Raw genomic sequence first — 22778 nt, 5'->3', positions numbered from 1 at the left:
CCCACGCGGCATACCCGGCCGCTCCGCCGTCGCCGACGAACCTGCCCGGACCTCAGGCCTGGATGACCACCGGGATGATCATCGGGCGACGGCGGATCTTGCCGCCGACCCAGCCACCGATCGCCCGGCGCATGACCTGCTCGAGCTGGTGGGAGTCGGTGACACCGTTGCCGGTCGCCTCAGCGAGCGCCTGCTCGATCTTGGGTCGCACCTGGCTGAAGATCTCGTCGTCCTCGGCGAACCCGCGGGCCTGGATCTCCGGGCCGGCAGCGATCTTGCCCGTGGCCGAGTCGATCACGACGATGACGGAGATGAACCCCTCGTCGCGCAGGATGCGGCGGTCCTTGAGGAGGGCCTCGTCGAACTCGCCGACCGAGGCACCGTCGACGTAGACGTAGCCGCAGGGCACCGCACCGACGATCCGGGCCACACCGTCGACCAGGTCGACGACCACACCGTCCTCGGCCAGCACGACCTGCTCGCGCGGGACGCCGGTCTGGACCGCGAGCTCGGCGTTGGCCACCAGGTGTCGCCACTCGCCGTGCACCGGCATCACGTTGCGCGGCTTGACGATGTTGTAGCAGTAGAGCAGCTCGCCGGCGCTGGCGTGGCCGGACACGTGCACCTTGGCGTTGCCCTTGTGGACGACGTTGACCCCGAGCCGCATCAGGCCGTTGATGATCCGGTAGACGGCGTTCTCGTTGCCGGGGATCAGGGACGAGGCCATCAGCACCGTGTCACCGACACCGACGTCGATGCGGTGGTCCCGGTTGGCCATCCGGGACAGGGCAGCCATCGGCTCACCCTGCGAACCCGTGCAGATCAGCACGACCTTGTCGTCCGGGAAGTTGTCGAGCTTCTTGACGTCGACGAGCACGCCGTCGGGCACGTGGAGGTAGCCCAGCTCGGCTGCGATCCCCATGTTGCGGACCATCGAGCGGCCCACCATGGCGACCTTGCGGCCGGCCTGCTCGGCGGCGTTGAGCACCTGCTGGACCCGGTGCACGTGCGAGGAGAAGCAGGCCACGATGATGCGTCGCTCGGCGTCGCGGAACACCTTGTCGATCGCCGGGGCGATGTCCTTCTCGGGCGTGGTGAACCCGGGGACCTCGGCGTTGGTCGAGTCGGTCATGAACAGGTCGACGCCCTCCTCCCCCAGCCGCGCGAAGGCGCGCAGGTCGGTGAGCCGGTTGTCGAGCGGCAGCTGGTCCATCTTGAAGTCACCGGTGTGCAGGATCGTCCCGCCGGGCGTCCGCACGAACACGGCGAGCGCGTCGGGGATGGAGTGGTTGACCGCCACGAACTCGCAGTCGAAGACGCCGAGCTTCTCGCGCATCCCCTCCTTGACCCCGAGGGTGTAGGGGGTGATCCGGTGCTCCTTGAGCTTTGCCTCGATGAGGGCCAGGGTCAGCATCGAGCCGACGATCGGGATGTCCCTCTTGAGCTTGAGCAGGTAGGGCACCGCCCCGATGTGGTCCTCGTGACCGTGGGTCAGGACGATCGCCTGGATGTCGTCGAGCCGGTCCTCGATGTACTCGAAGTCCGGGAGGATCAGGTCGACGCCGGGGTGGTGGTCCTCGGGGAACAGCACGCCGCAGTCGATGATCAGCAGCTGGCCGGCGTGCTCGATGACGGCCATGTTGCGGCCGACCTCGCCGAGGCCGCCGAGGGCGATGATGCGGACGCCGTTGGCCGCGAGCGGCCGGGGCAGGTTGAGCTCGGGGTGGGGATGACTCACAAAAGTCCTGACTCGGTGAGACCGGTGCGCAGCTGCGCGACCTGGTCGGGGGTGGCTTCGACGAGGGGCAGGCGCACGGTCGCGGAGTCGATGACCCCGAGCTCGACCAGCGCAGCCTTGGCCATGATGGCTCCCTGCGTGATGTTCATGACGGCGTTGACGGCCGGGATGGCCTGCCGGTTGAGCTCCTGCGCGCGCGAGAGGTCCCCCTTGTCCACGGAGGCGACCAGCTCGGCATAGAGGTCGCCGGCGACGTGGCCGACGACCGAGACGACGCCGATGGCGCCGTTGGTGAGGTGGGCCAGGTTGAGGGCGTCGTCGCCGCTGAACCACAGCAGGTCGGTCTGTCGCATGATGTCCGCGGCCGCGAACAGGTCGCCCTTCGCGTCCTTGACCGCCCGGATGCGGGGGTGCTGGGCCAGCCGCAGGTGCGTCTCGGTGTGGATCGGCGTCCCGGTGCGTCCGGGGATGTCGTAGACCATGACCGGCAGATCGCTCGCGTCGGCGACGGCCTCGATGTGGCGGGCGATCCCCTCCTGCGGCGGCTTGTTGTAGTAGGGCGTCACGACGAGCAGGGCGTGCGCGCCGGCCTGGGTCATCGCCTTGGCGAGCTCGACGGAGTGGGCGGTGTCGTTGCTGCCCGCCCCTGCGGTGACGGCCGCGCGGTCACCGACTGCCTCGAGGACGGCCTTGAGCAGCTCGACCTTCTCGGCATCGGTGGTGGTGGGAGACTCCCCTGTGGTGCCGCTGACGACGAGCCCGTCGTGGCCGTGGTCGACGAGGTGCGCGGCCACCCGCTGGGCGGCATCGAGGTCCACGGATCCGTCGGGACGCATCGGGGTGACCATGGCCGTGACCACCCGGCCGAACGGAGACGTCGCACTCATACCCGCAGGTTATCGCCCTCACGGGCATCGCCCGTCGCCCGCACACAGCGCGGGCGCGAATTTGGCGGGAAGGCGCCGTCGCGTGGCGCCAACCGGCCCTCCCCGCCACGGACGACCAAGTATGCCGCGTGGCCGGCCACGCGGCATACCTGGAGGTTGTGGTCGGGTCCCTGCGGGTGTCGTCGGCTCGCGTTACGCTGCGTCCGTGCAGCAGTATCTCGACCTCCTCGACCACGTCATGACGACCGGCACGGACAAGTCCGACCGCACCGGCACCGGCACCCGATCGGTGTTCGGCTACCAGATGCGGTTCGACCTCTCCGACGGCTTCCCGGTGCTCACGACCAAGAAGCTGCACCTCAAGTCGATCATCGGTGAGCTGCTGTGGTTCCTGCGTGGGGACTCCAACGTGAAGTGGCTGCAGGACCGTGGCATCACCATCTGGGACGAGTGGGCTGACGAGAACGGAGACCTCGGGCCGGTCTACGGCTACCAGTGGCGGTCCTGGCCGACACCGGACGGCCGGTCCGTCGACCAGATCGCCAAGGTCATCGAGTCGATCCGCACCAACCCCGACAGCCGCCGCCACATCGTGTCCGCCTGGAATGTCGCCGACGTCGACTCGATGGCGCTGCCGCCCTGCCACACGATGTTCCAGTTCTACGTGACGCCCGCGTCGGACGGCCACCGTGCCAAGCTCTCGTGCCAGCTCTACCAGCGGTCGGCCGACATCTTCCTCGGTGTCCCGTTCAACATCGCGTCCTACGCGCTGCTGACGATGATGGTGGCGCAGGTCTGCGACCTCGAGCCCGGCGACTTCGTGCACACCCTCGGTGACGCCCACCTCTACTCCAACCACGTCGAGCAGGCCCGGCTCCAGCTGACCCGAGAGCCACGACCGCTCCCCCAGATGAAGATCGCGTCCGGCAAGGACATCGACCAGTTCGACCTCGGTGACTTCGAGCTCGTCGGCTACGACCCGCACCCGTCGATCAAGGCGCCGATCGCCGTCTGAGCCACGCGGAGCGGGTGGGCCCGGTCCGCCTGTCGCTAGCCTGTGCGCATGACCAACGTGACGCTCATTGCCGCGGTCGGCCGCAACGGCGTCATCGGCGCCGGGAACGACATGCCGTGGCACCTGCCCGAGGACTTCGCGTTCTTCAAGCAGACCACGATGGGCCACCCGATGGTCATGGGCCGCAAGACGTTCGACTCGATCGGCCGGGTGCTCCCGGGGCGCCGCACGATCGTCGTGACCCGCCAGGCCGAGTGGAGCCACGCCGAGGTCGAAACCGCCCACTCCCTCAGCGAGGCGCTGTCGCTGGCCGGGCCGGCCGACGAGGTGTTCGTCTGCGGTGGCGGCCAGATCTATACCGAGGCCATGCCGTGGGCGCACCGGCTGCTGATCACCGAGGTCGACCAGTCACCCGAGGGCGACGTCCGCTTCCCCGACATCGAGCCGGACCTGTGGCACGAGGTCGGCCGCGAACCGCGTGACGGCTTCAGCTGGGTCACCTACCAGCGGGTCCGACGCCCCTGACGCGCCGGACTCGTCTGGCCCGTCCGCGACCCCTCGGGCCTTCCACCGGTCGACCGGCCACCGGTTCCGTGCGTCACCGATGGCAGGATGCAGGGCATGGCTCACCAGCACGACCACGCAGGACACTCCCCCCACAGCCCCGGACCGCTCGCTGACGCGAGCGTGCGGGTGGCGCGCGAGACCGACACCCCGGCCGTGGGACTGGTCCAGGCCACCGTGTGGCGCGAGGCGTATGCCGAGGTGCTGCCCGCCGAGGTGCTGGAAACCTTTGAGCCGCAAGCCTTTGCCTCGGTGTGGCGCCAGTCTCTGGCGGCCCCGCCTCAGGGCGTCTACCGGCTGCTCGCGGCGTGCGCAGGTGACCAGGTTGTGGGCTTCGCCGCCATCGGACCGAGCCAGGACCCCGACGCCTCACCGGGGACCGGCGAGCTGTCGGCGCTCGGCGTGCACCCGCAGGCGCGACGGGTCGGCCACGGGTCTCGGCTGCTCAACGCGGCCGTCGACACCCTGCGCGGAGCCGGCGCCGACCGGCTCCACACCTGGGTGCTGGCCAGCGACGAGGCGACCCGGGCGTTCCTGCTCGACGCCGGGCTGGACCCGGACGGCGCGTTCCGCGACCGGGTGGTCTCCCCCGACGGCGAGACCGCGCGTGAGGTCCGGCTGGTCGCCGACATCACCCCAGAGCCCCCCGGCCAGTGAGCCCGGCCGGGCCTGTGGGCAGCACCGCACTGACCCCGGAACGACGTTCTCAGGTCGTGCGCCAGGCCCTGTCGGTCGCCGTGGCGACCGGCACCTACGGCATCAGCTTCGGCGCCCTGTCGGTGGCCGCTGGGCTGTCGATCCTGCAGACGCAGGTCCTGTCACTGTTGCTGTTCTCGGGCGGCTCGCAGTTCGCCTTCGTGGGCGTCATCGCCGCCGGCGCGTCGGGCGGACCGGCCGCGATCGCCACCTCCACGCTCCTCGGCGTCCGCAACGGTCTCTACGGGCTGCAGGTCTCGCGGATGCTGGATGTTCGCGGACTCCGAAAGGCCCTCGCGGCCCACCTCACCATCGACGAGTCGACGGCCGTGGGCGTGGCGCAGCCCGAGACCGCTGGTGCCCGACTCGGCTTCTGGGTGACCGGCCTGGGGGTCTTCGTCCTGTGGAATGCCACGACGCTCGTCGGCGCGGTGGTCGGTGACGCCATGGGCGATCCCCGTCAGTACGGGCTCGACGCCGCCGCTGCAGCCGCGTTCTGCGCTCTCCTGTGGCCGCGGCTGAAGTCCAAGGACGCCGTGGCGATAGCGGTGCTGGCCGCAGTGATCGCCGTGCTCGTCGCCCCACACGCGCCAGCCGGTGTGCCGGTCCTCGTTGCCGCCTGCACGGCCCTGCTGGCCGGTGTCTGGCGACGCGCCCACCACGACCCACCGCCCCCGCACCGGTGGCCCGACCAGGGTCATGCGGGCCCTGCGGGCACCGCGGGAGCCGCCGGAGCCGCGGGAGCGGCACCGTGAGCACCTGGACTGCGCTGTTGATCGCGGGTGGGCTGGCCTTCGTGCTCAAGTTCCTCGGCTACGTCGTGCCCGCGTCCTGGCTCGACGGCGAACGCACGACCCGGATCACGTCGGCGCTGCCCATCGCCCTGCTGGCCGCCCTGGTGGGCGTGCAGACCCTGACGTCGAGCTCGGGCGCAATCACGCTCGACTCCCGGGCGGCCGCCGTCGGGGTGGCCATCGTGGCGCTGCTGCTGCGGGCCCCTTTCATCGTCGTGGTCATCCTCGGCGCGGCCGTCGCCGCCGGACTGCGGTTGCTGGGCCTGCCCTGACCCCACCGGTCAGGGCCACTCCTGCGCGTCCTCGAGGAACCGGTCACCCGTCTGGATCCCGACGACGCAGAAGACCACCCCGCCCGGGTCGGCCATGATGACGTAGCGGTCGCGGTCGTCGACGACGGTCGCACCGAGCGCCGTCAGCCGCGCAACCTCGGCGCGGATGTCGTCGGTCTCGATGTCGAGGTGGACGCGTGGGGGTCCATCCTCGAGCCGCTGGACCTCCAGGTTGAGCGACCCGACCTCGCCGACGCCTGCGTACGGCCCGTCGACCACGGGGCGCACACCCTGGACCCCCGCCCAGAACGCCAGGGCGTCGTCATGGTGGTCGCTGGGGTGGTCGATGAGGACGATGCCGATGCGCGAACGATGCATGCGCCCACGCTATGCCGCAGGCCCTACGGACGCGAGGTGCGCCAGGCCCGGACCGCGGCGCGGTAGTGCGCCTGCTCGCCCTTGCGGTCCTTGGCGACTCGGCAGGTCTCGGCCTGCTCGAGCTCGTCGGCCCACGGCCCGAGCGCCCCGGACTCCCGCGCCTGGGCCATCATCCGCGAGCCGTCCCGGGCGAGCCGCACGAGCGACACCATAGCCAGCAGCGCGACCACCGGGATGAGGATCACGGCGACACCGAACAGCACTGGCACCAGGCGCCCGTCGCGGATCAGCTCGACCCCGCGCCAGCCGATCGTCGCCGAGTAGAACCCCAGCACCACGAGCAGGATCAGTGCGGTGACCTTCTCGCGCACTCAGGCGTCCAGGCCGAGGTAGTGCTCGAGCCCGACGGTCAGCCCGGGGTGGGCGGCCACCCCTCGGACTCCCGCGAGGACACCAGGCATGAACGACGTCCGGTCGAAGGAGTCGTGCCGCAGCGTGAGCATCTCGCCCTCGCCACCGAGCAGGACCTCCTGGTGGGCGACCAGCCCGCGCAACCGGATCGAGTGGACCGGTATGCCGTCGACGCGAGCCCCGCGGGCACCGTCCGGGTCCTGGGTGGTGGCGTCGGGGACGTCACCGAGGCCGGCATCGGCGCGGGCCGCGGCGATGAGGCTGGCGGTCCGGGCTGCGGTGCCCGAGGGGGCGTCCACCTTGTTGGGGTGGTGCAGCTCGATGACCTCGACCGACTCGTAGAACCGCGCCGCCTGCTGCGCGAACCGCATCATCAGGATGGCGCCGATCGCGAAGTTCGGCGCGATGAGGACGCCCACGGACGGCTGCTGCTCGAGCTGGTCACGCAGGGTCGCCAGCGTGGTCTCAGCCCAGCCGGTGGTCCCCACGACGACGTGCACACCACGTTCGACGCAGTGCGCCACGTTGGCCGGTGACGCGCTCGGGACCGAGAACTCCACGACCGCCGTCGCTCCCCCCAGGTCGCCGAGGTCGTCGCCCTGGTCGTATCTCCCGACCAGCTCGAGGTCGGGCGCGTCGGTCACCACCCGGCACACCTGCCCGCCCATGCGTCCTGCTGCGCCGATCACGGCCACCTTGATGTTGCTCACGGGGCCAGCCTAACGACAGCCCGCCTCACGACAGGACCACCCGGTGATGGTCGGTGCAGCGGGACGGGGCTGTTGGGGAAGAGGTCAGGTCAACGTTTCGAGCGGCACGCCGGGATCGCCCAGCGTGCCCGTGTCGACCGCACTCGAGGAGCGGATCAGGGCCTTGATCGCGTCGCCGACATCCCAGACGTTGACGTTCATCCCGGCGGTGACGCGGCCGTCCCGGAGCCAGAAGGCGACGAACTCCCGGGCCGCCAGATCGCCGCGGACGACGACCTCGTCATCGGGGTTGCCGAGGCCGTGGTACTCCATGCCGAGGTCGTACTGGTCAGTGAAGAAGTAGGGCAGCTCGGGTTCCGGCCCCTCCTGGTCGAGCATCGCGGCGGCGACCAGCTGGGGCTGGTTCAGGGCGTTGGCCCAGTGCTCGACGCGGATCCGCTGTCCGAGGAACGGGTGCTCGACGTTGGCCACGTCGCCCACCGCGAAGACGTCCGGGTCGCTGGTGCGGCCCACCGCGTCGGCGGTGATGCCGTTGTCGACGTCCAGTCCGGCTTCCTTCGCGAGCTCGACGTTGGGCGCGGCCCCGATCCCCACGACCACAGCGTCCGCGGGCACGACCGAGCCGTCGCCCAGCCGCACGCCGGTGACAGAGGTGTCGCCCTCCAGCGCATCGACGGTCACGCCGGTGCGCAGGTCGACGCCGTGATCGCGGTGCAGGTCCGCGAACACCTGGGCGACCTGAGGGCCGAGCACCCGCACGAGCGGCAGCTCCAGCGACTCCAGCACAGTGACCTCGGCGCCGGCCTCACGGGCCGCGGAGGCCACCTCGAGCCCGATCCAGCCGCCGCCGACGAAGACGACCCGCCCTCCCGGGACCAGGACCGCCCGGATGGCCTGGCTGTCCTCGATGGTGCGCAGCGAGAAGACACCCTCGAGGTCGGCCCCGGGGATGCCCAGCCGCCGCGGCGAGCTCCCGGTCGCCAGCACCAGCCGGTCGTAGGCCGTCCGCTCGCCGGAGTCGGTCAGCACCTGCTTGGCGTCGCGGTCGATTGCGGCGACGCTGGTGCCGGTGCGCACCTCGACGTCGTGCGCGGCATACCAGTCCTGGTCGTGGACGAAGACGTCCTCGAGCTTCTCGCCGGTCTTGAGGTAGTCCTTGGACAGTGGCGGTCGCTCGTAGGGCAGGTGCGCTTCGGCGGCGAAGAGGACGAGGCGCCCCTCGAAGCCGCGCTCGCGCAGCGCCTCCACGGTCTTGGCGCCTGCCAGGCCGCCACCGATCACCACGAACGTCCGGTCGTCAGTCATGCCTCATCCTCTGGTCCAGGTCGGTGAAGGAGCGTTGAGGGAATTCTAGGAGCGGCGCTCCCCCGGTCCAGGGGTGGGAGGGACCCAAAGCCAGCGGGCCGGCATACCCAAGAGGTATGCCGGCCCGCTGGCCTTGCTGGTGTGTGGAGCTCAGCCCTCGGTGTTCTCCGAGGAACCGCCGTCCGCACGGTCACCGCTGCCACGGCGGCGGTTGCGCTGACGGCCGCGGCCACCCTCGCGACGCTCGCCGCGGTCGTCGGTGGACTCGCTGGCCTCGGGGGCGTCGCCCTCGGTGCCGTTGACGTCCGCCGTGCTGGCCTCCGGCGCGTCACCCTCGGTGGCGGGGGCGTCGTCGCCCTCACCCTCCGCGAGCACCGCAGCGAGGGACAGCTTGCCGCGCGGGTCGATCTCCTTGAGCTCGACCTGGACCTTCTGGCCCACGGCCAGGACGTCCTCGACAGCCTCGATGCGCTTGCCACCGACGAGCTTGCGCACCTCGGAGATGTGCAGCAGGCCGTCCTTGCCCGGCAGGAGGGAGATGAACGCACCGAACGTCGTGGTCTTGACCACGGTGCCCAGGAAGCGCTCGCCGATCTCCGGCATCTGCGGGTTCGCGATGGCGTTGATCTGCGCACGGGCGGCCTCGGCCGAGGGGCCGTCGGTCGCACCGATGTAGATCGTGCCGTCGTCCTCGATCGAGATCTGGGCGCCGGTCTCGTCCTGGATCTGGTTGATCATCTTGCCCTTCGGCCCGATGACCTCGCCGATCTTGTCGATCGGGACCTGCACCGAGATGACGCGAGGAGCGAAGGGGCTCATCTCGTCAGGTGCGTCGATCGCCTCGGTCATGACGTCCAGGATGTGCAGGCGCGCGTCGCGGGCCTGGGTCAGCGCGCTACCGAGCACCGAGGCGGGGATGCCGTCGAGCTTGGTGTCGAGCTGGATGGCCGTGACGAACTCGCGGGTACCGGCGACCTTGAAGTCCATGTCACCGAACGCGTCCTCGGCACCGAGGATGTCGGTCAGCGCGGCGTACTGCGTCTGGCCGTCGACCTCCTCGGAGATGAGGCCCATCGCGATGCCGGCGACCGGGGCGCGCAGCGGCACACCGGCGTTGAGCAGCGACAGGGTGGATGCGCAGACCGAGCCCATCGACGTCGAACCGTTGGAGCCGAGAGCCTCGGACACCTGGCGGATCGCGTAGGGGAACTCCTCGCGGGTCGGCAGCACCGGCATCAGGGCACGCTCGGCGAGCGCTCCGTGACCGATCTCGCGACGCTTGGGCGAACCCACCCGACCGGTCTCACCGGTGGAGTAGGGCGGGAAGTTGTAGTTGTGCATGTAGCGCTTGCGCGTCACCGGCGACAACGTGTCGAGCTGCTGCTCCATGCGGAGCATGTTCAGCGTGGTGACACCCATGATCTGGGTCTCGCCGCGCTCGAAGATGGCCGAGCCGTGCACGCGCGGCAGGACCTCGACCTCGGCGCCCAGGGCGCGGATGTCGGCGAGGCCACGGCCGTCGATGCGGACCTTGTCGCGCAGGATGCGCTGACGGATCAGCTTCTTCTGCACGGAGCGGTATGCCGCGGACAGCTCCTTCTCGCGGCCCTCGAACTCACCGGCGAGCTTCTCCTTCATGGAGTCCTTCAGCTCGTCGATGCGGCCCTCGCGGTCCTGCTTGTCCGCGATGGTGAGCGCGTCGGCCAGGTCGGCCGACGTGGCCGACTCGACGGCGGCGAACGCGTCGTCCTCGTAGTCGAGGAAGACCGGGAACTCCTGGACCGGCTTGGCAGCCTTGCTGGCCAGGTCGGCCTGCGCCTCGCAGAGGAGCTTGATGAACTTCTTGGAGGCCTCGAGGCCCTCGGCGACGACCTCTTCGGTCGGGGCCTGCTTGCCCTCGTTCTTGACGAGGTTCCAGGTCGACTCGGTGGACTCGGCCTCGACCATCATGATCGCGACGTCGTCACCCGCGATGCGGCCGGCGACGACCATGTCGAAGGTCGAGCGCTCGATGTCGGAGAAGTTCGGGAAGGCGACCCACTGGCCGTCGATCAGGGAGACGCGGACGCCACCGATCGGACCGGAGAAGGGCAGACCCGAGATCTGGGTCGAGGCGCTGGCCGCGTTGATGGCGAGCACGTCGTACTGGTGGTCGGGGTTGAGCGCGAGCACCGTGATGACGACCTGGACCTCGTTGCGCAGACCCTTCTTGAAGGTCGGGCGCAGCGGGCGGTCGATCAGGCGGCAGGTGAGGATCGCGTCGGTGGACGGGCGGCCCTCGCGGCGGAAGAACGAGCCGGGGATCTTGCCCGCGGCATACATCCGCTCCTCGACGTCGACCGTCAGGGGGAAGAAGTCAAAACCCTCGCGCGGGTGCTTCCCGGCGGTGGTGGTGGAGAGGAGCATCGTGTCCTCATCCAGGTAGGCGGCAACTGCGCCACCGGCCTGCTTGGCCAGGCGTCCGGTCTCGAACCGGACCGTGCGGGTGCCGAACGAACCATTGTCGATGGTCGCTTCGGCGAAGTGGATCTCTGGACCCTCCATTGGGCCCTCCTTCTTTATCTGTAGTCCCGGTGCATCGTCGTTGTGCACTGGTTTCTGTCGAACTGGTTCAGCTGTCGTGCTGGGCGGCGTCAAGTGCCGGCCCCATGCGAGAGGGACGGCCCTCATGGAGGACCGTCCCTGTCGAATGCTTAGCGGCGCAGACCGAGGCGCTTGATCAGCGAGCGGTAACGCTCGACGTCGACGCTCTCGAGGTAGCGCAGGAGCCGGCGGCGCTGGCCGACCAGGAGGAGCAGGCCGCGGCGGCTGTGGTGGTCGTGCTTGTGCTGGCGCGAGTGCTCGGTGAGGTCGAGGATGCGCTGCGTCAGCATCGCGACCTGGACCTCCGGGGAACCGGTGTCGCCCTCGTGCGTGGCGTACTCGGACATGATCTTCTTCTTGACGTCAAGGCTCAACGGCATGGGTCGGCACTGCTCCTTCGTGTGATCGTTGCGCGGTGCGCCAGGGCTGGTTCACCTGGGCTCTCTGGATCCGCGGCCGGTCTACGGCGAGTCACAGGTTACCAGCGGCGTGCTGCCGCGCCCTAATCCGGGACGGCCAGCCCGACACGCGGCCCACACGCAGCCCGACCACGCAGGGCGGGCTGCGCTGCGCACAGGGCTCAGCCGAGCGTGGGCAGCTCGCGGAGCCGGTCCACGAAGGCGCGCAGCTCGCTGTCACCGACCGGGCGGTGGCGCAGTGCACGGAGGGTGTCCCAGTCGACGGTGTCGAGCAGCACACCCGGTTCCAGGGCTGTGCTGCGGCCCAGCAGGTCCTCGGGAACGTCCTGTGGGTCGAGGGCCTCCAGGAACGGCACGAGCTGGTCGAAGCGCTCGTCCAGGGCCGTCGAGGTCGGGTCGAGGCCGAGGACGACCAGGGTGCCCGTCGGGCTCGTGTTGAGCGGCAGCACCACCAGGTCGGGCCGGTGCTCACGCAGGACGGTCACGACCTTGTAGACGTCGCCTGCCCAGGCCACCGTCTTGCGGTCCCGGGCCGCCTCCAGCGGGTTGCGCGGCAGCATGTCGTCGAAGACCACGACGCCACCCGGAGCCATGTGCCGCTCGATGTTGATGAAGTCGCGCAGGGCGAACTCGGCGAGGTGCATCCCGTCGATGAACGCGAGGTCGACCGGTCGGCCGTCGAACACGGCGAGGGGGTTGTCCCGGGCGAAGAACTCGTCGCTCGTGGTGCGTTCGAGGTGCATCGGGCCGTGCAGCTCCTGGGTGACCTTGAAGTCCGGGTCGATCCCGACCGAGGTGCACCGGGCCAGCGTCAGGCTGTCGCCCCATCGCACGCCGACCTCGAGATAGGTCTCCGGCTGGATCCGCTTATGGAGCCGGCCGAGCATCTCGTGCAGGGTGGACGACGGCTTCGGGAAGGCGGCGAACGGGTCAGACGGCTGGAACTTCTCGGGCTTCTGGCCCTGCTGGACCGAGCCCGGCCGTTGCGGGGCGTCGGGCGAGATCGCCTTGGCCGCCTTGCGGCGCCAGGTGCGCTCGGCCCGCCTCAGCCGCTTGGTGCGCTCAACGCCGAGAACCGGTTCAAGGGTCCGTCGCGCCGTTCCTCGCAAGGTCATGAAGTCCTCCGGGTGCTGGTGATGCCGGGAGCCTAACAACGTCATGGGTGATCGCGGCAGGTCCGCACGTGACGGCTCGGTGGTTGGATGTGGACATGCAGATGCCGAAGCACACGGACCAGGCCAAGGCGCGCTTCCGCAGCCTCATCAGCGAGGCGCCGGGCGTCGAGATCAAGCCGATGTTCGGCAGCGTGGGCGCCTTCGTCAAGGGCAACATGTTCGCCGGGCTGTTTGCCGAGGACATCGGGGTCAAGCTCGACGCAGACGGCCTGGCCGAGCTCCGCGAGCTGCCCGGGGCAGGTCCCTTCGGACCCGCGGAACGGCCGATGAACGGCTGGCTCTCGCTCCCGTCCGAGCTCCCCGACGAAGAGGTGTCCGCCTGGACGGACCGGGCACGCGACCACATCGCGACCCTGCCGCCCAAGGTGAAGAAGCCGAAGAAGTAGCCCGCAGCACCGACGGGAGGCCGGCGTCAGGGGGCAGCGGTGAGGGTCGCGTGCTGCGACAGGGGGAGGTCGACACCCAGGCGACGGAGGGCGAGCCACGCCGCACCGGCCGCACCTGAACCGGACCGGGCGATGACCGAGCCGGGCCACCGGGCGGCGACCCGCCCCCGCACCCCCGCGCGCAGGTGGGCCGTCTGGAGCATCCCACCCGCGAGCACGACGACGGTCTGCGCGCCCGGCGCCCTGACGAGCGCCAGCGTCTCCACCAGCTTGTCGGCTGCTGCCGTGAGGATCGACGCAGCGGCCACGGATCCCGCCTCCTGGGCGGTGACCACCGCCCGCGCCAGCTCCGAGACGCGCACGGGCGCCGCGGAGTACGTCGCTGCGATGAGGTCGGACCGGGTCGCGTCAGGGCGTCCGAGGAGCGCCTGGGCCACGGCCGGCGCGAGGACCCCGTCCGGGGCGTACGCGAGCCCGAGGCAGTGCCGCACCGCCTCGCGCCCGATCCAGAACCCTGAGCCGTGGTCGCCGAGCAGCCACCCGAGCCCGTCCGCAACGCCCACCTCCATGCCGTCGACGAAGTGCGACGCGACGGCCCCCGTGCCGCTGATGAGGACCGAGCCGTCGAGGTCTGCCGTCCCGGACGCGAACGCCACCTCGGCGTCGCCTCCGATCACCGGAGAGCCGGGCAGCCCCAGATCACTCCACATCTCGCCGAGTGCGCCGTGGGCCGGCGATCGTGAACCGAAGCCCGCGGCACCGATGACGTTGCCGGCCACCGCGTTAGGGTCGACACCGACGAGGGCCTGCTCGAGGGCCGAACGGATGGCCCGCACGGCCGGCTCGACACCGCGCGACAACGGGTTGCCGCCACCACCCATGCCGACGCCGACGCGTCGCCCGGCGAGGTCGGCGACCAGTGCCCGACTGCTCGTTCCCCCCACGTCGAGGCCGATGACGAGGTTCACCGGCCGGCCTCCGCCGCAGTGGCAGCTGCCGTTGTCACAGCAGGCGACGGAGCCGGCCGGCGTAACGGGCCTCGAGCTCGTCGTTGTGCTCGTCGCCGCCAGGGATGTTGGCCGACAGGTACACCGGCGGCGTGATCCCGCGCTCGAGGAGCAGGGCCAGGGTGTCGGCGACCATCATCTGTGCGAGCAGCGCCGCAGTGATCGACGAGATGCCGCAAGCAGCTCCCCCACCGGGCAGCGGGAGGACCGCGTCCCCGTAGGGGGCTCCGTTGTCGAGCACGACGTCGGCAACCTCGAAGAGTCGCAGCCCACTCGGGTGTCGAGACGTGATCCGGGTCGTGTGGTCCATCGAGGTGACCGCCACCAGCTTGTGCCCACGCTCCCGCACGAGGCGCGCCAGCTCGACGATGCTGCCGTTGCCCCCAGAGTTCGACGCGATGAGGAAGACGTCCTGGGGCTCGGCGCCCAGGGCCAGGTCGTAGATGTGCTGCGCCAGCGACGCGTCGCGCTCCAGCAGTCCGGCAGCCTCCGGGTCGGTGTCCACCCCGGCCGCTGCGACTGCGTCGCGCAGCGCCAACCGGTTCGTCGGGATCAGCCCACCAGCCCGCCCTGCGATCTCCATGGCGAAGGCCTCCGAGTGGCCGGTGCCGAAAGCCTGCAGCACACCACCGCCCTCGACCGAGTCGGCCATCAGGCGCGCGGCCCGGGCGACCGCGTCGGTCTGCGCGGCCGCCACCTGGGTGACGGCGCGCGCCGCCATCGACGCGAACGCAGCGGCACTGAGTCCTGACGGCGTCGGGGACGGGGAACCGGGCTCGGTGTGGCTCATGCGAAGTCCTCTCGGTCGGGTTGGGGTCCATGATGGCCCGCACCGACCGGGGCTGGCTCGGGGGTGCGGCTGCGGACGTGCACGAGTCGTCGTGCCGGGCGCTCGACCAGGACGTGCATCAGCCAGGCGGCCGCCCCGAGGGCCAGCACGAGTGCCGCGACTGCCAAGGCGGCGGACCACCAGGCGTCGTCACCCCACTCGCGCAGCCAGGTGACGACCGGGCGCATCAGGTAGTGCGTCATGTAGAGGCAGTAGGACGCCTCTCCCGCTGCCACCATGAACGACGTCGACAGCCACGAGCCGACCCAGCCACCCGCACTCGCGACGACGGCGACCACGAGCCCCATGGCCGGCGCCATCCAGTAGTCACTGGAGGAGACCGCCGGCACGAGTGCGACGGCCAGCACGACGACCGGAAGCAGCGGTGCCAGCCGTCCGAGGGACAGGCCGCCGCGCACCCAGGCCAGGCAGAGGAACATCCCGGCGATGAACTCACCCATGATCCGCACGTAGAACATGTGCTCGAGGTTGCCGTTCGGCAGGGCGAACAGGGCGAAGACGGTGAGCATCGCGGCATACGACAGGGCGGCGAAGAGCACCGAGGTACGGGCCCGCACCACGCGCGCCACCAGCACGAAGAGCAACGGTGCGAGCAGGTAGGCGAACCACTCCGAGGCGATCGACCAGGCCGGGCCGTTGAAGCTGGGCCGGTCGTTGAACCAGTTGTGCACCATCAGCACGTTCTGTCCGTATGCCGCGGGCGTGCGTCGGTGCCCTCCCTCGCCGATCCCGAGCGTGCCCATGGCGACCGCCATGGCGAGGTCGACGTTCAGCGCCACGAAGTGCACCGGCCAGACGCGCGCGAACCTGTTGCGAATGAAGGAGATCGCGGACTGCCGCGAGAAGGTGCTCATCGAGTCCGCGTAGTTGTAGGCCAGGATGAACCCGCTGAGGGGGAAGAACAGGTCCACGCCGAGGTAGCCGGCCTGCATGAAGGTGTCGGCGGGCGTCGTCCACGGCGCCAGTGCCTCGAGGTCGGGGCGATAGTGGAACAGCACCACCCAGGACGCAGCAAGCACCCGCAGCCCGGTGAGCGCAGGCAACGGTGAACGCCGCTCCGATGACGGAGCGGGAGCCTCGCCGATCAGGACTCGGTCTCGGTCAGCTCGTCCGAGACCGTCGGGACGGGTTGGTCACCGGACCACTCGTCAGCGCGGATCGCGTAGATCGCCAGGTCGGTCCAGCGCTCCTTGAACCAGGAGGCCTTCTGGAAGAACGCCTCACGGCGCATCCCGAGGCGCTCGCAGACCGCCGACGACGCGGTGTTTTCGGGCTCGAGCTCGGCCCAGACCCGGTGTACCCCGACCTCGCGGAAGGCGGCATCCGTGATCGCCCGGGCCGCCTCGGTGGCGTACCCGCGGCCGGCGACGTCTGGCGCGAACACCCAACCGATCTCTGCCTGCCGTCCGTCCCTGCCACCCAGGCCGTCGAGCAGGAGGAGCACGTCACCGATGACGCGGCCGTCGAGCTCCACCGCGAGCGTCAGGTTCGGGGACTGCTCCTCGATCCGCCCCGCGGTCGCACGCTCGGCCACCAGGTCGGCCACCTGCTCGCGGGTCTTGGGCTCCCCCGGGATGTAGCGAACCACTGACGGGACCGACCGGTAGGCGAAGACGTCGTCCTCGTCACCGGGCCGGAAGCTGCGCAGCACGAGCCGCTCGGTCGTGATCGGCAGGCGGACGCGCGGCATACCGGGGACTCCGAACTGTCCTGGGCGGACGATGAGTTGGGGACCGAAGGCGGTCAGAGGTTGATCATGTGGCCGGCGATGCCCTCGACGGCTTCCTTGACCGCCTCGGACAGCGTCGGGTGGGCGAACACGTTTCGAGCCACCTCGTCGGCGGTGAGGTCCCACTTCTGGGCCAGGGTGAGCGCGGGCAGCAGCTCGGTGACGTCGGGGCCGATGAGGTGGGCGCCGATGATCTCGTTGTGCGTGGCGTCGGCCACGACCTTGACGAAGCCGACGGCGTCGCCGAGCCCCATCGCCTTGCCGTTGGCGGAGAACGGGAACTTCGCGACCTTGACGTCGAAGCCCTTCTCCCTGGCCTGTGCCTCGGTGTAGCCGAACGACGCGATCTGCGGCTGGCAATAGGTCGCTCGCGGGATGAAGTCGTACTCGACCGGCATCGTCTCGGCGCCCGCCATGGTCTCTGCCGCGACGACGCCCTGCGCCTCGGCCGTGTGGGCCAGCATGAGCTTGCCCGTCACGTCGCCGATCGCGTAGACGTTGTCGACGTTGGTGCGGCAGTGGTCGTCGATGACGATGGCGCCCCGCTCGGTCGCGATCCCGAGCGCGTCGAGGCCGTAGCCCTCGAGACGCGGCGCGAACCCGATCGCCTGCAGGACCTTGTCGGTCTCGATGACCTGGGAGTCACCGCCGGCAGCGGGCGAGACGGTGACCTTGACCTTCTCACCGCTGTCGTCGATCGACTCGACCTTGGTCGAGAGCATGATCGTGACGCCGAGCTTCTTGTAGTGCTTGAGCAGCTCCTTGGACACCTCGGCGTCCTCGGTCGGCACCATCCGGTCGAGGAACTCCACGATCGTCACGTCGACGCCGAAGTTCTTCATGACGTAGGCGAACTCGACGCCGATCGCACCGGAGCCGGCGATGACGATCGAGCCGGGCAGCTGGTCGGTGAGGATCTGCTCCTCGTAGGTCACGACGCGGTCCGACAGGGACGTGCCCGGGATGAGCCGGGTCGTCGCGCCGGTGGCGATGATGAGCTTGTCGAAGGTGACCGTGCGCTTGTCGCCCGAGTTGAGCGCGACGTCCATCGAGGTGGCGCTGGTCAGGGTCCCCCAGCCGTCGATCTCCTCGATCTTGTTCTTCTTCATCAGGAAGTGGACACCCTTGACAATGCCGGCCGACACCGTGCGCGAGCGGGCGTGGGTCGGGCCGAACGACATCGTGGCGTCGCCCTCGATCCCGAACTTGTCCTTCTCGTGGGTCAGGATGTGCGAGAGCTCGGCGTTGCGCAGGAGCGCCTTGGACGGGATGCACCCGACGTTGAGGCAGACACCGCCCCAGTACTTCGACTCGACCACCGCGGCCTTGAGACCGAGCTGCGAGGCGCGGATCGCCGCGACGTACCCACCAGGACCAGCACCGAGAACTACGACATCGAAGTCAGCCATGACAGCCAGCCTACTGACTGTCGCACCGGTGCCACACCTCGCCCATCCCTGCTCCAGCAGTCGCAGGACCTCACTTCAGGGTGCGCAGGACGTCGTGGATCTTGCGGGCAACCGGTGCAGCGACCTCGCCCCCGGTGCCACCCTGCGAGACCACCACCGCCACGGCATACCGCGGCTTGGTGGCCGGTGCATAGGACACGAACCACGCGGTGTCCTGCTTGCCGAACGCCTCGGCCGTGCCGGTCTTGCCCGCCACCGGCCACTGGTCGAGCGGGAAGCCGGCGAACGCATCCTTGGCCGTACCCGACGTCACGACGCCCCGCAGGGAGTCGTGGAGGAAGGCCAAGGTGCCGGGCGGGAAGGCCACCGTCCCCACCTTGGCCGCCGCCACGGGCTGGGGTGTCCCGCCCGGTGCCGCGAAGGCCCGTGCGACCTCCGGCTTCCAGAGCGTCCCGCCGTTGGCGATCGCGGCGTAGACCTGCGCCATCTGCAGCGGCGTGACCGTGATGTCGCCCTGGCCGATGGCGAAGTTCGCCGCGTCCCCGGCGCGGAACTGGAAGCCGGTCCGGCAGTTCTCGATGGCGAGCTCCTTCAGGTATGCCGCGCGGCTGGGGTCCGTGGCGGCCTCCTCCGGGTAGCCGGACCTGGCCCGCTTGCACGTCTCCACGCGGGTCTGTTCCCACTGCTGCTGCTTCCACTGACGGTCGGGGATCCGCCCGGCCTGCTCCCCCGGAAGGTCGATGCCCGTCGGGCGCCCCAGCCCGAACGCGTCGGCCATCGCGACGAAGGGGTCCCTGGCGTCCGACTTCGCGCCCAGCCCGCCCTGGGCCAGCCAGGACCGGTAGGCGAAGTCGTAGAAGATCGTGTCGCAGGAGACCTCGACGGCCTTGCGCAGGGAGATCGGGCCGTAGGCGCGGGACTCGAAGTTGGCGAACCGGCGGTTCCCGATCGTGTAGCTGGACGTGCAGTTGTAGGTGCCTGCGAGCGAGTTGCCGGCGCGGACCGCGGCGGGAAGGCTGACGACCTTGAAGGTCGAGGCCGGCGAGAACCCAGCGGACGTCACCCTGGACACCAACGGCGTCCCGGCAGCAGGGTCGGTGAGACGGGCGAGCCCGGCCGGGGTGACACCTCCGGTCCACACGTCCGGGTCGTAGGTCGGGTAGCTGGCTGCCGCGACGACTCCGCCGTTCGTGACGTCGAGGACCACCGCCGCAGCCGAGTCGGCCCGGTGGCCGTGGGTGCGCACAGTGGCCACGGCCGATGCCAGGGCGCTCTCCGCTGCCGACTGGACGCGGGCGTCGACGTTGGTGACGACGTCCTGGCCGGGCACCGGGTCGGTCTGTCCGAGGGTGCTGGTGACGATGCCCCGCGGGTCGACTGCGACCGTGCTCGACCCCGGGGTGCCCCGGAGCCGGGTGTCGTACTCCTGCTCCAGACCGGACCGACCGACCAGGTCGAGGTCACCGATCGAGCCCTTCGACGCCGACAGGTCCTCGGCGCTCGACCGGCCGAGGTAGCCAAGGAGGTGGGCGGCGTTGACGGTCCCCTTGGCCGGGTACTCCCGCACCGGCTGAGCCGAAACCCCCACTCCTGGATAGAGATCCGGACGTTCGAGGAGGCTCAGCGCCTTGCGTGGGTCGGCACCGCTGGTCAACGGGATCGGTACGTAGGCGGACCCTGCCCAGCAGACCGGAGCCGGCGGCGCGTCCTTGACGCCGCAGAGCTGGGTACGCCCCCACAGCAGGTCGAACGGGTCGCCCAGCACTGCTGCCACTCGCCGCACGAGGTCGCGACCACCATCCTTCGCATCGACGAGCACCGCTCGGTCGACGGTGACAGCCGTCTCGGTCGTGTTGTCGACGAGCGGCACCCCGTTGCGGTCGAGGATGCGGCCCCGGACAGCGGCCTCGGTCACCGTGCGGGTGTTGAGCGTCGCCGCCGCCCGCTGGTAGTCCGCGTGACCCACGATCTGGACCTGCCCCAGCCGCCCGAGCAGCGCTCCCATGAAGCACAGGACCACGAGGGCGAGCACCCAGACACGGGTCGAGTGGTCCCGCACGACGGACGAGCGCGTCATGGCCGCCACAGCGGCTTCATCGTCGTCCCCGCGCCAGCCGCTGCTCGAGGCTGACGAGCACGGGCACCAAGACCGCACAGAGCAGCGCGGTGAGCCCCAGGCGGATCCCGACCAGCGGCCACTCGACGGCGGCACCGGACAAGGCGGCGACCACCAGTCGTCCGGTCGTCACGAGCACGGCGCAGGCCGCACCCACGACGGCCACCCAGCCGAACGGCGTATCCCCCTCGCGCCGACCGGCCCCGGCCAGCAGGCCGGCACCGGCATACACGAGGGCAGCCGTGCCCAGCACCGCAGAACCGGGTGGCATCAGGTCGACCAGCCAGCCGCCGGCGAGCCCGAGGAGTGCGCCACGGGAGGCGCCGGTGCGCAGTGCACCCGCGACGACGACGGGCAGCACAAGGTCGGGCAACGCCAGCTGGGAGCGGGCGGCCAGGGTCACCGAGGCCACCGCCGCGACCAGCAGCAGGAGGCCACGGGCGGTGACGGCCAGGTTGGGGACGGGCACGGGTCAGCCTCCGCCCGTGAGGGCGGGTCGTGGCGTGGACCGCGGGCCGGTGCGCAGGACGCCGACCACTCCGAGCGTGGTCAGGTCGACGGCGGGGCGGACGGCTGCCGTGGGGGTCAGGTCGCCAGGCACCTCGTCGACACTCGTCACCCTCCCGACCCGGAGGCCGGACGGGAAGGGCGACCCGCCGACACTGCCCAGCGTGGTCACGACGTCGCCGGGTCGCACCGCGCCGCGCTCGACGACCGTGAGGTTGAGCTCGCCCGCGGGGCGGCGGTGCTCGCCCTGCGCCCCGCTGCCGACCGAGCCGAGCGTGCCGCCCGCACCGGCCGTGACGCCGACGACGAGGTCCGCACTGCCGACGACCAGCACGTCACACGTCCACGGCGAGACCGCCACCACGCGGCCCACCAGCCCGTCGGAGCTCACCACGGACAGGTTGGCCCTCACCCCGTCGCGGGACCCGACGTCGAGCGTGACCCGCTCGGGCCCGGCAGCGCCCTCACGACCGACGCCGACCACCCGAGCGGGGACGAACTCACGACCGGAAAGGTCAGGTGAGTCGATGAGCTCGCGAAGCTGTTGTCCTGCAACGGATTGCTGTGACGCCTGATCGAGCCGCAACGCGTCGCGCGCCGACTGGGCATCGGGTGCTGCCGCTCCGTCGCCGGGCGAGAGCAGCCGCTCGAGAGGCCCCAGCACGGCGCCACCGGCCGAACGCAGCGGCCCTACCCCTGCCCTTCCGGACACGTCGAGACCGAGGACTGCGACGGTCAGGACCAGCAGCACCACGAGCAGCCGTCGTCTGGAGGTGACTCGCATCGGTCAGAAGCGGCGGGTGTCGATGAGGACCCGCTCGAGCGTGGAGAACTCCTCGATGCAGCGGCCCGAGCCGCGCACCACGGCCCGCAGCGGGTCGTCGGCGACCCGCACCGGGACACCGAGCTCGTGGCGGAGCCGTTCGTCGAGGCCGCGGAGCAGGGCTCCCCCGCCGGTCAGCGTGACGCCGTTGTCGAGGATGTCGCCGGCCAGCTCAGGTGGGCAGACGTCGAGGGTGGCGCGGACCAGCTCGACGATCTGCAGCACCGGCCCCTCGATCGCACGACGGACCTCCTGGCTGGAGATCGTGACCGTCTTGGGCAGCCCGCTGACCAGGTCGCGGCCCCGCACGCGCGTGCTCGTCTCCTCGCTGAGGGGGAAGGCGGACCCGACCGCCACCTTGATGTCCTCGGCGCTGCGCTCCCCCAGCAGCAGCGAGTACTCGCTCTTGACATGGGCGATCACCGCCTCGTCGATCTCGTCGCCGCCGACGCGCACGGACTTCGCCGTGACGATGCCGCCGAGGCTGATCACCGCCACGTCGGTCGTGCCGCCACCGATGTCGACGACCATCGACGCCGAGGTCTCGTTGACCGGCAGGTCCGCGCCGATGGCAGCGGCCATCGGCTCCTCGATGACGTAGACCCGACGAGCACCCGAGCGGACGGCGGCGTCCTCGAGGGCACGCCGCTCGACACCGGTCACCTCGCTCGGGACGCAGACGACCATGCGGGGACGGATCAGGCGCGAGGGCCGCACCTGGTCGACGAAGTACCGCAGCATCTGCTCGGTGACGTCGGCGTCGGAGATGACCCCGTCGGCCAGTGGTCGCACCGCACGCACGTGGCCCGGCGTGCGACCGAGCATCTCCTTGGCGCGCGTGCCGGCAGCGATCAGCTTGCCGGTGCCGGCCTCGATGGCGACCACGGACGGTTCGTCGAGGACGACGCCGCGACCCCGCTCGTAGACCAGCGTGTTGGCGGTGCCGAGGTCGATCGCCAGGTCTCGACCCAGCGTCATCCAGCCGCGCACACCACCTCTCACGC

General features: G+C 70.5%; 24 protein-coding genes. 6 read left to right on the top strand and 18 right to left on the bottom strand.

Going from position 1 to position 22778, the window contains the following annotated elements; translation table 11 throughout:
• Positions 1-52: 52 nt before the first annotated feature.
• A complete protein-coding gene (locus EAH86_RS03330) occupies positions 53-1738 on the bottom strand; it encodes a ribonuclease J (protein ID WP_140737157.1) in 1686 nt (561 codons plus the stop codon).
• Positions 1735-2625, bottom strand: a complete 891-nt coding sequence (gene dapA, locus EAH86_RS03325) for a 4-hydroxy-tetrahydrodipicolinate synthase (protein ID WP_140737156.1) — start codon at positions 2623-2625, stop codon at positions 1735-1737. The genes EAH86_RS03330 and dapA overlap by 4 nt, the downstream gene beginning before the upstream one ends.
• A 205-nt stretch (positions 2626-2830) precedes the next feature.
• Between dapA and EAH86_RS03320 the strand changes: the two genes are divergently transcribed.
• The 5 genes from EAH86_RS03320 to EAH86_RS03300 all read left to right on the top strand — a co-directional run bounded on the left by EAH86_RS03320 (position 2831) and on the right by EAH86_RS03300 (position 5966).
• Positions 2831-3640 (top strand): thymidylate synthase, encoded by an 810-nt coding sequence (locus EAH86_RS03320; RefSeq protein WP_140737155.1) that lies wholly within the window; start codon positions 2831-2833, stop codon positions 3638-3640.
• A gap of 48 nt (positions 3641-3688) precedes the next feature.
• Entirely contained in the window at positions 3689-4165 is a 477-nt protein-coding gene (locus tag EAH86_RS03315; RefSeq protein WP_140737154.1) for a dihydrofolate reductase, read from the top strand.
• A gap of 96 nt (positions 4166-4261) precedes the next feature.
• On the top strand, positions 4262-4861 hold the full coding sequence (locus EAH86_RS03310) for a GNAT family N-acetyltransferase (protein ID WP_140737153.1): 600 nt from the start codon (positions 4262-4264) through the stop codon (positions 4859-4861).
• Positions 4862-4917: 56 nt separating this feature from the next.
• Positions 4918-5655 carry an AzlC family ABC transporter permease gene (locus tag EAH86_RS03305; RefSeq protein ID WP_338325222.1) on the top strand — a complete coding sequence of 246 codons (738 nt, stop codon included), beginning with the start codon at positions 4918-4920 and terminating at the stop codon, positions 5653-5655.
• Positions 5652-5966 (top strand): AzlD domain-containing protein, encoded by a 315-nt coding sequence (locus tag EAH86_RS03300; protein WP_140737151.1) that lies wholly within the window; start codon positions 5652-5654, stop codon positions 5964-5966. Before EAH86_RS03305 ends, EAH86_RS03300 begins: the two co-directional genes overlap by 4 nt.
• 9 nt (positions 5967-5975) lie before the next feature.
• Here EAH86_RS03300 and EAH86_RS03295 read toward each other — a convergent pair whose 3' ends face one another.
• The 7 genes from EAH86_RS03295 to EAH86_RS03265 form a co-directional block, all read right to left on the bottom strand.
• Complete coding sequence (locus EAH86_RS03295) at positions 5976-6344, bottom strand: VOC family protein (protein WP_140737150.1); 369 nt, start codon at positions 6342-6344, stop codon at positions 5976-5978.
• 23 nt (positions 6345-6367) lie between these two features.
• Complete coding sequence (locus tag EAH86_RS03290; protein ID WP_140737149.1) at positions 6368-6715, bottom strand: hypothetical protein; 348 nt, start codon at positions 6713-6715, stop codon at positions 6368-6370.
• The gene (gene dapB / locus EAH86_RS03285; protein WP_140737148.1) at positions 6716-7465 is read right to left on the bottom strand and encodes a 4-hydroxy-tetrahydrodipicolinate reductase; all 750 of its coding nucleotides are present in this window, start codon (positions 7463-7465) and stop codon (positions 6716-6718) included. It abuts the gene before it with no gap.
• A gap of 84 nt (positions 7466-7549) precedes the next feature.
• Positions 7550-8770 carry an NAD(P)/FAD-dependent oxidoreductase gene (locus tag EAH86_RS03280; protein WP_140737147.1) on the bottom strand — a complete coding sequence of 407 codons (1221 nt, stop codon included), beginning with the start codon at positions 8768-8770 and terminating at the stop codon, positions 7550-7552.
• A 150-nt stretch (positions 8771-8920) separates the two neighbouring features.
• The gene (locus EAH86_RS03275) at positions 8921-11314 is read right to left on the bottom strand and encodes a polyribonucleotide nucleotidyltransferase (protein WP_140737146.1); all 2394 of its coding nucleotides are present in this window, start codon (positions 11312-11314) and stop codon (positions 8921-8923) included.
• Between the two features lie 149 nt (positions 11315-11463).
• Positions 11464-11733 carry a 30S ribosomal protein S15 gene (rpsO, locus tag EAH86_RS03270; RefSeq protein WP_140737145.1) on the bottom strand — a complete coding sequence of 90 codons (270 nt, stop codon included), beginning with the start codon at positions 11731-11733 and terminating at the stop codon, positions 11464-11466.
• 200 nt (positions 11734-11933) lie between these two features.
• Positions 11934-12887 (bottom strand): class I SAM-dependent methyltransferase, encoded by a 954-nt coding sequence (locus EAH86_RS03265; RefSeq protein WP_161988555.1) that lies wholly within the window; start codon positions 12885-12887, stop codon positions 11934-11936.
• 95 nt (positions 12888-12982) lie between these two features.
• On the opposite strand from EAH86_RS03265, the gene EAH86_RS03260 reads away from it, so the two are divergent.
• The gene (locus EAH86_RS03260) at positions 12983-13333 is read left to right on the top strand and encodes a TfoX/Sxy family protein (RefSeq protein ID WP_140737143.1); all 351 of its coding nucleotides are present in this window, start codon (positions 12983-12985) and stop codon (positions 13331-13333) included.
• A 26-nt stretch (positions 13334-13359) separates the two neighbouring features.
• On the opposite strand, the gene EAH86_RS03255 is transcribed toward EAH86_RS03260, so the two are convergent.
• The 9 genes from EAH86_RS03255 to EAH86_RS03215 all read right to left on the bottom strand — a co-directional run bounded on the left by EAH86_RS03255 (position 13360) and on the right by EAH86_RS03215 (position 22752).
• The gene (locus EAH86_RS03255; protein ID WP_161988554.1) at positions 13360-14301 is read right to left on the bottom strand and encodes an N-acetylglucosamine kinase; all 942 of its coding nucleotides are present in this window, start codon (positions 14299-14301) and stop codon (positions 13360-13362) included.
• 34 nt (positions 14302-14335) lie between these two features.
• The gene (locus EAH86_RS03250) at positions 14336-15130 is read right to left on the bottom strand and encodes a sugar isomerase domain-containing protein (RefSeq protein ID WP_140737141.1); all 795 of its coding nucleotides are present in this window, start codon (positions 15128-15130) and stop codon (positions 14336-14338) included.
• Positions 15127-16233, bottom strand: coding sequence for an acyltransferase family protein (locus EAH86_RS03245; RefSeq protein WP_161988553.1), 1107 nt, complete (start codon positions 16231-16233; stop codon positions 15127-15129). Before EAH86_RS03245 ends, EAH86_RS03250 begins: the two co-directional genes overlap by 4 nt.
• A gap of 41 nt (positions 16234-16274) precedes the next feature.
• Complete coding sequence (locus EAH86_RS03240; RefSeq protein ID WP_140737139.1) at positions 16275-16880, bottom strand: GNAT family N-acetyltransferase; 606 nt, start codon at positions 16878-16880, stop codon at positions 16275-16277.
• Between the two features lie 53 nt (positions 16881-16933).
• Complete coding sequence (gene lpdA, locus EAH86_RS03235; protein ID WP_140737138.1) at positions 16934-18328, bottom strand: dihydrolipoyl dehydrogenase; 1395 nt, start codon at positions 18326-18328, stop codon at positions 16934-16936.
• A 70-nt stretch (positions 18329-18398) separates the two neighbouring features.
• The gene (mrdA, locus tag EAH86_RS03230; RefSeq protein WP_140737137.1) at positions 18399-20405 is read right to left on the bottom strand and encodes a penicillin-binding protein 2; all 2007 of its coding nucleotides are present in this window, start codon (positions 20403-20405) and stop codon (positions 18399-18401) included.
• Positions 20406-20421: 16 nt separating this feature from the next.
• A complete protein-coding gene (locus EAH86_RS03225; protein WP_140737136.1) occupies positions 20422-20913 on the bottom strand; it encodes a rod shape-determining protein MreD in 492 nt (163 codons plus the stop codon).
• A gap of 3 nt (positions 20914-20916) precedes the next feature.
• Positions 20917-21735, bottom strand: a complete 819-nt coding sequence (gene mreC / locus EAH86_RS03220) for a rod shape-determining protein MreC (RefSeq protein ID WP_140737135.1) — start codon at positions 21733-21735, stop codon at positions 20917-20919.
• Between the two features lie 3 nt (positions 21736-21738).
• Positions 21739-22752, bottom strand: coding sequence for a rod shape-determining protein (locus tag EAH86_RS03215; protein WP_140737514.1), 1014 nt, complete (start codon positions 22750-22752; stop codon positions 21739-21741).
• Positions 22753-22778: the final 26 nt, after the last annotated feature.

The organism is Pedococcus bigeumensis, from assembly GCF_006438965.1.
GTDB lineage: Bacteria > Actinomycetota > Actinomycetes > Actinomycetales > Dermatophilaceae > Pedococcus > Pedococcus bigeumensis_A.
Note: the sequence above shows the minus strand (reverse complement) of the source record. Positions and strands in the feature narration are given on the sequence as shown.

Bases quoted from the DNA above. Each gene is read 5' to 3' on its own strand.
- EAH86_RS03295 (WP_140737150.1), bottom strand. From the start codon at position 6,344: ATGCATCGTTCGCGCATCGGCATCGTCCTCATCGACCACCCCAGCGAC.
- EAH86_RS03280 (WP_140737147.1), bottom strand. From the start codon at position 8,770: ATGACTGACGACCGGACGTTCGTGGTGATCGGTGGCGGCCTGGCAGGC.
- EAH86_RS03310 (WP_140737153.1), top strand. From the start codon at position 4,262: ATGGCTCACCAGCACGACCACGCAGGACACTCCCCCCACAGCCCCGGA.
- EAH86_RS03265 (WP_161988555.1), bottom strand. From the start codon at position 12,887: ATGACCTTGCGAGGAACGGCGCGACGGACCCTTGAACCGGTTCTCGGC.
- mreC (WP_140737135.1), bottom strand. From the start codon at position 21,735: ATGCGAGTCACCTCCAGACGACGGCTGCTCGTGGTGCTGCTGGTCCTG.
- rpsO (WP_140737145.1), bottom strand. From the start codon at position 11,733: ATGCCGTTGAGCCTTGACGTCAAGAAGAAGATCATGTCCGAGTACGCC.
- EAH86_RS03250 (WP_140737141.1), bottom strand. From the start codon at position 15,130: ATGAGCCACACCGAGCCCGGTTCCCCGTCCCCGACGCCGTCAGGACTC.
- EAH86_RS03275 (WP_140737146.1), bottom strand. From the start codon at position 11,314: ATGGAGGGTCCAGAGATCCACTTCGCCGAAGCGACCATCGACAATGGT.
- EAH86_RS03260 (WP_140737143.1), top strand. From the start codon at position 12,983: ATGCAGATGCCGAAGCACACGGACCAGGCCAAGGCGCGCTTCCGCAGC.
- dapA (WP_140737156.1), bottom strand. From the start codon at position 2,625: ATGAGTGCGACGTCTCCGTTCGGCCGGGTGGTCACGGCCATGGTCACC.
- mrdA (WP_140737137.1), bottom strand. From the start codon at position 20,405: ATGACGCGCTCGTCCGTCGTGCGGGACCACTCGACCCGTGTCTGGGTG.
- EAH86_RS03215 (WP_140737514.1), bottom strand. From the start codon at position 22,752: ATGACGCTGGGTCGAGACCTGGCGATCGACCTCGGCACCGCCAACACG.
- lpdA (WP_140737138.1), bottom strand. From the start codon at position 18,328: ATGGCTGACTTCGATGTCGTAGTTCTCGGTGCTGGTCCTGGTGGGTAC.
- EAH86_RS03240 (WP_140737139.1), bottom strand. From the start codon at position 16,880: ATGCCGCGCGTCCGCCTGCCGATCACGACCGAGCGGCTCGTGCTGCGC.
- EAH86_RS03315 (WP_140737154.1), top strand. From the start codon at position 3,689: ATGACCAACGTGACGCTCATTGCCGCGGTCGGCCGCAACGGCGTCATC.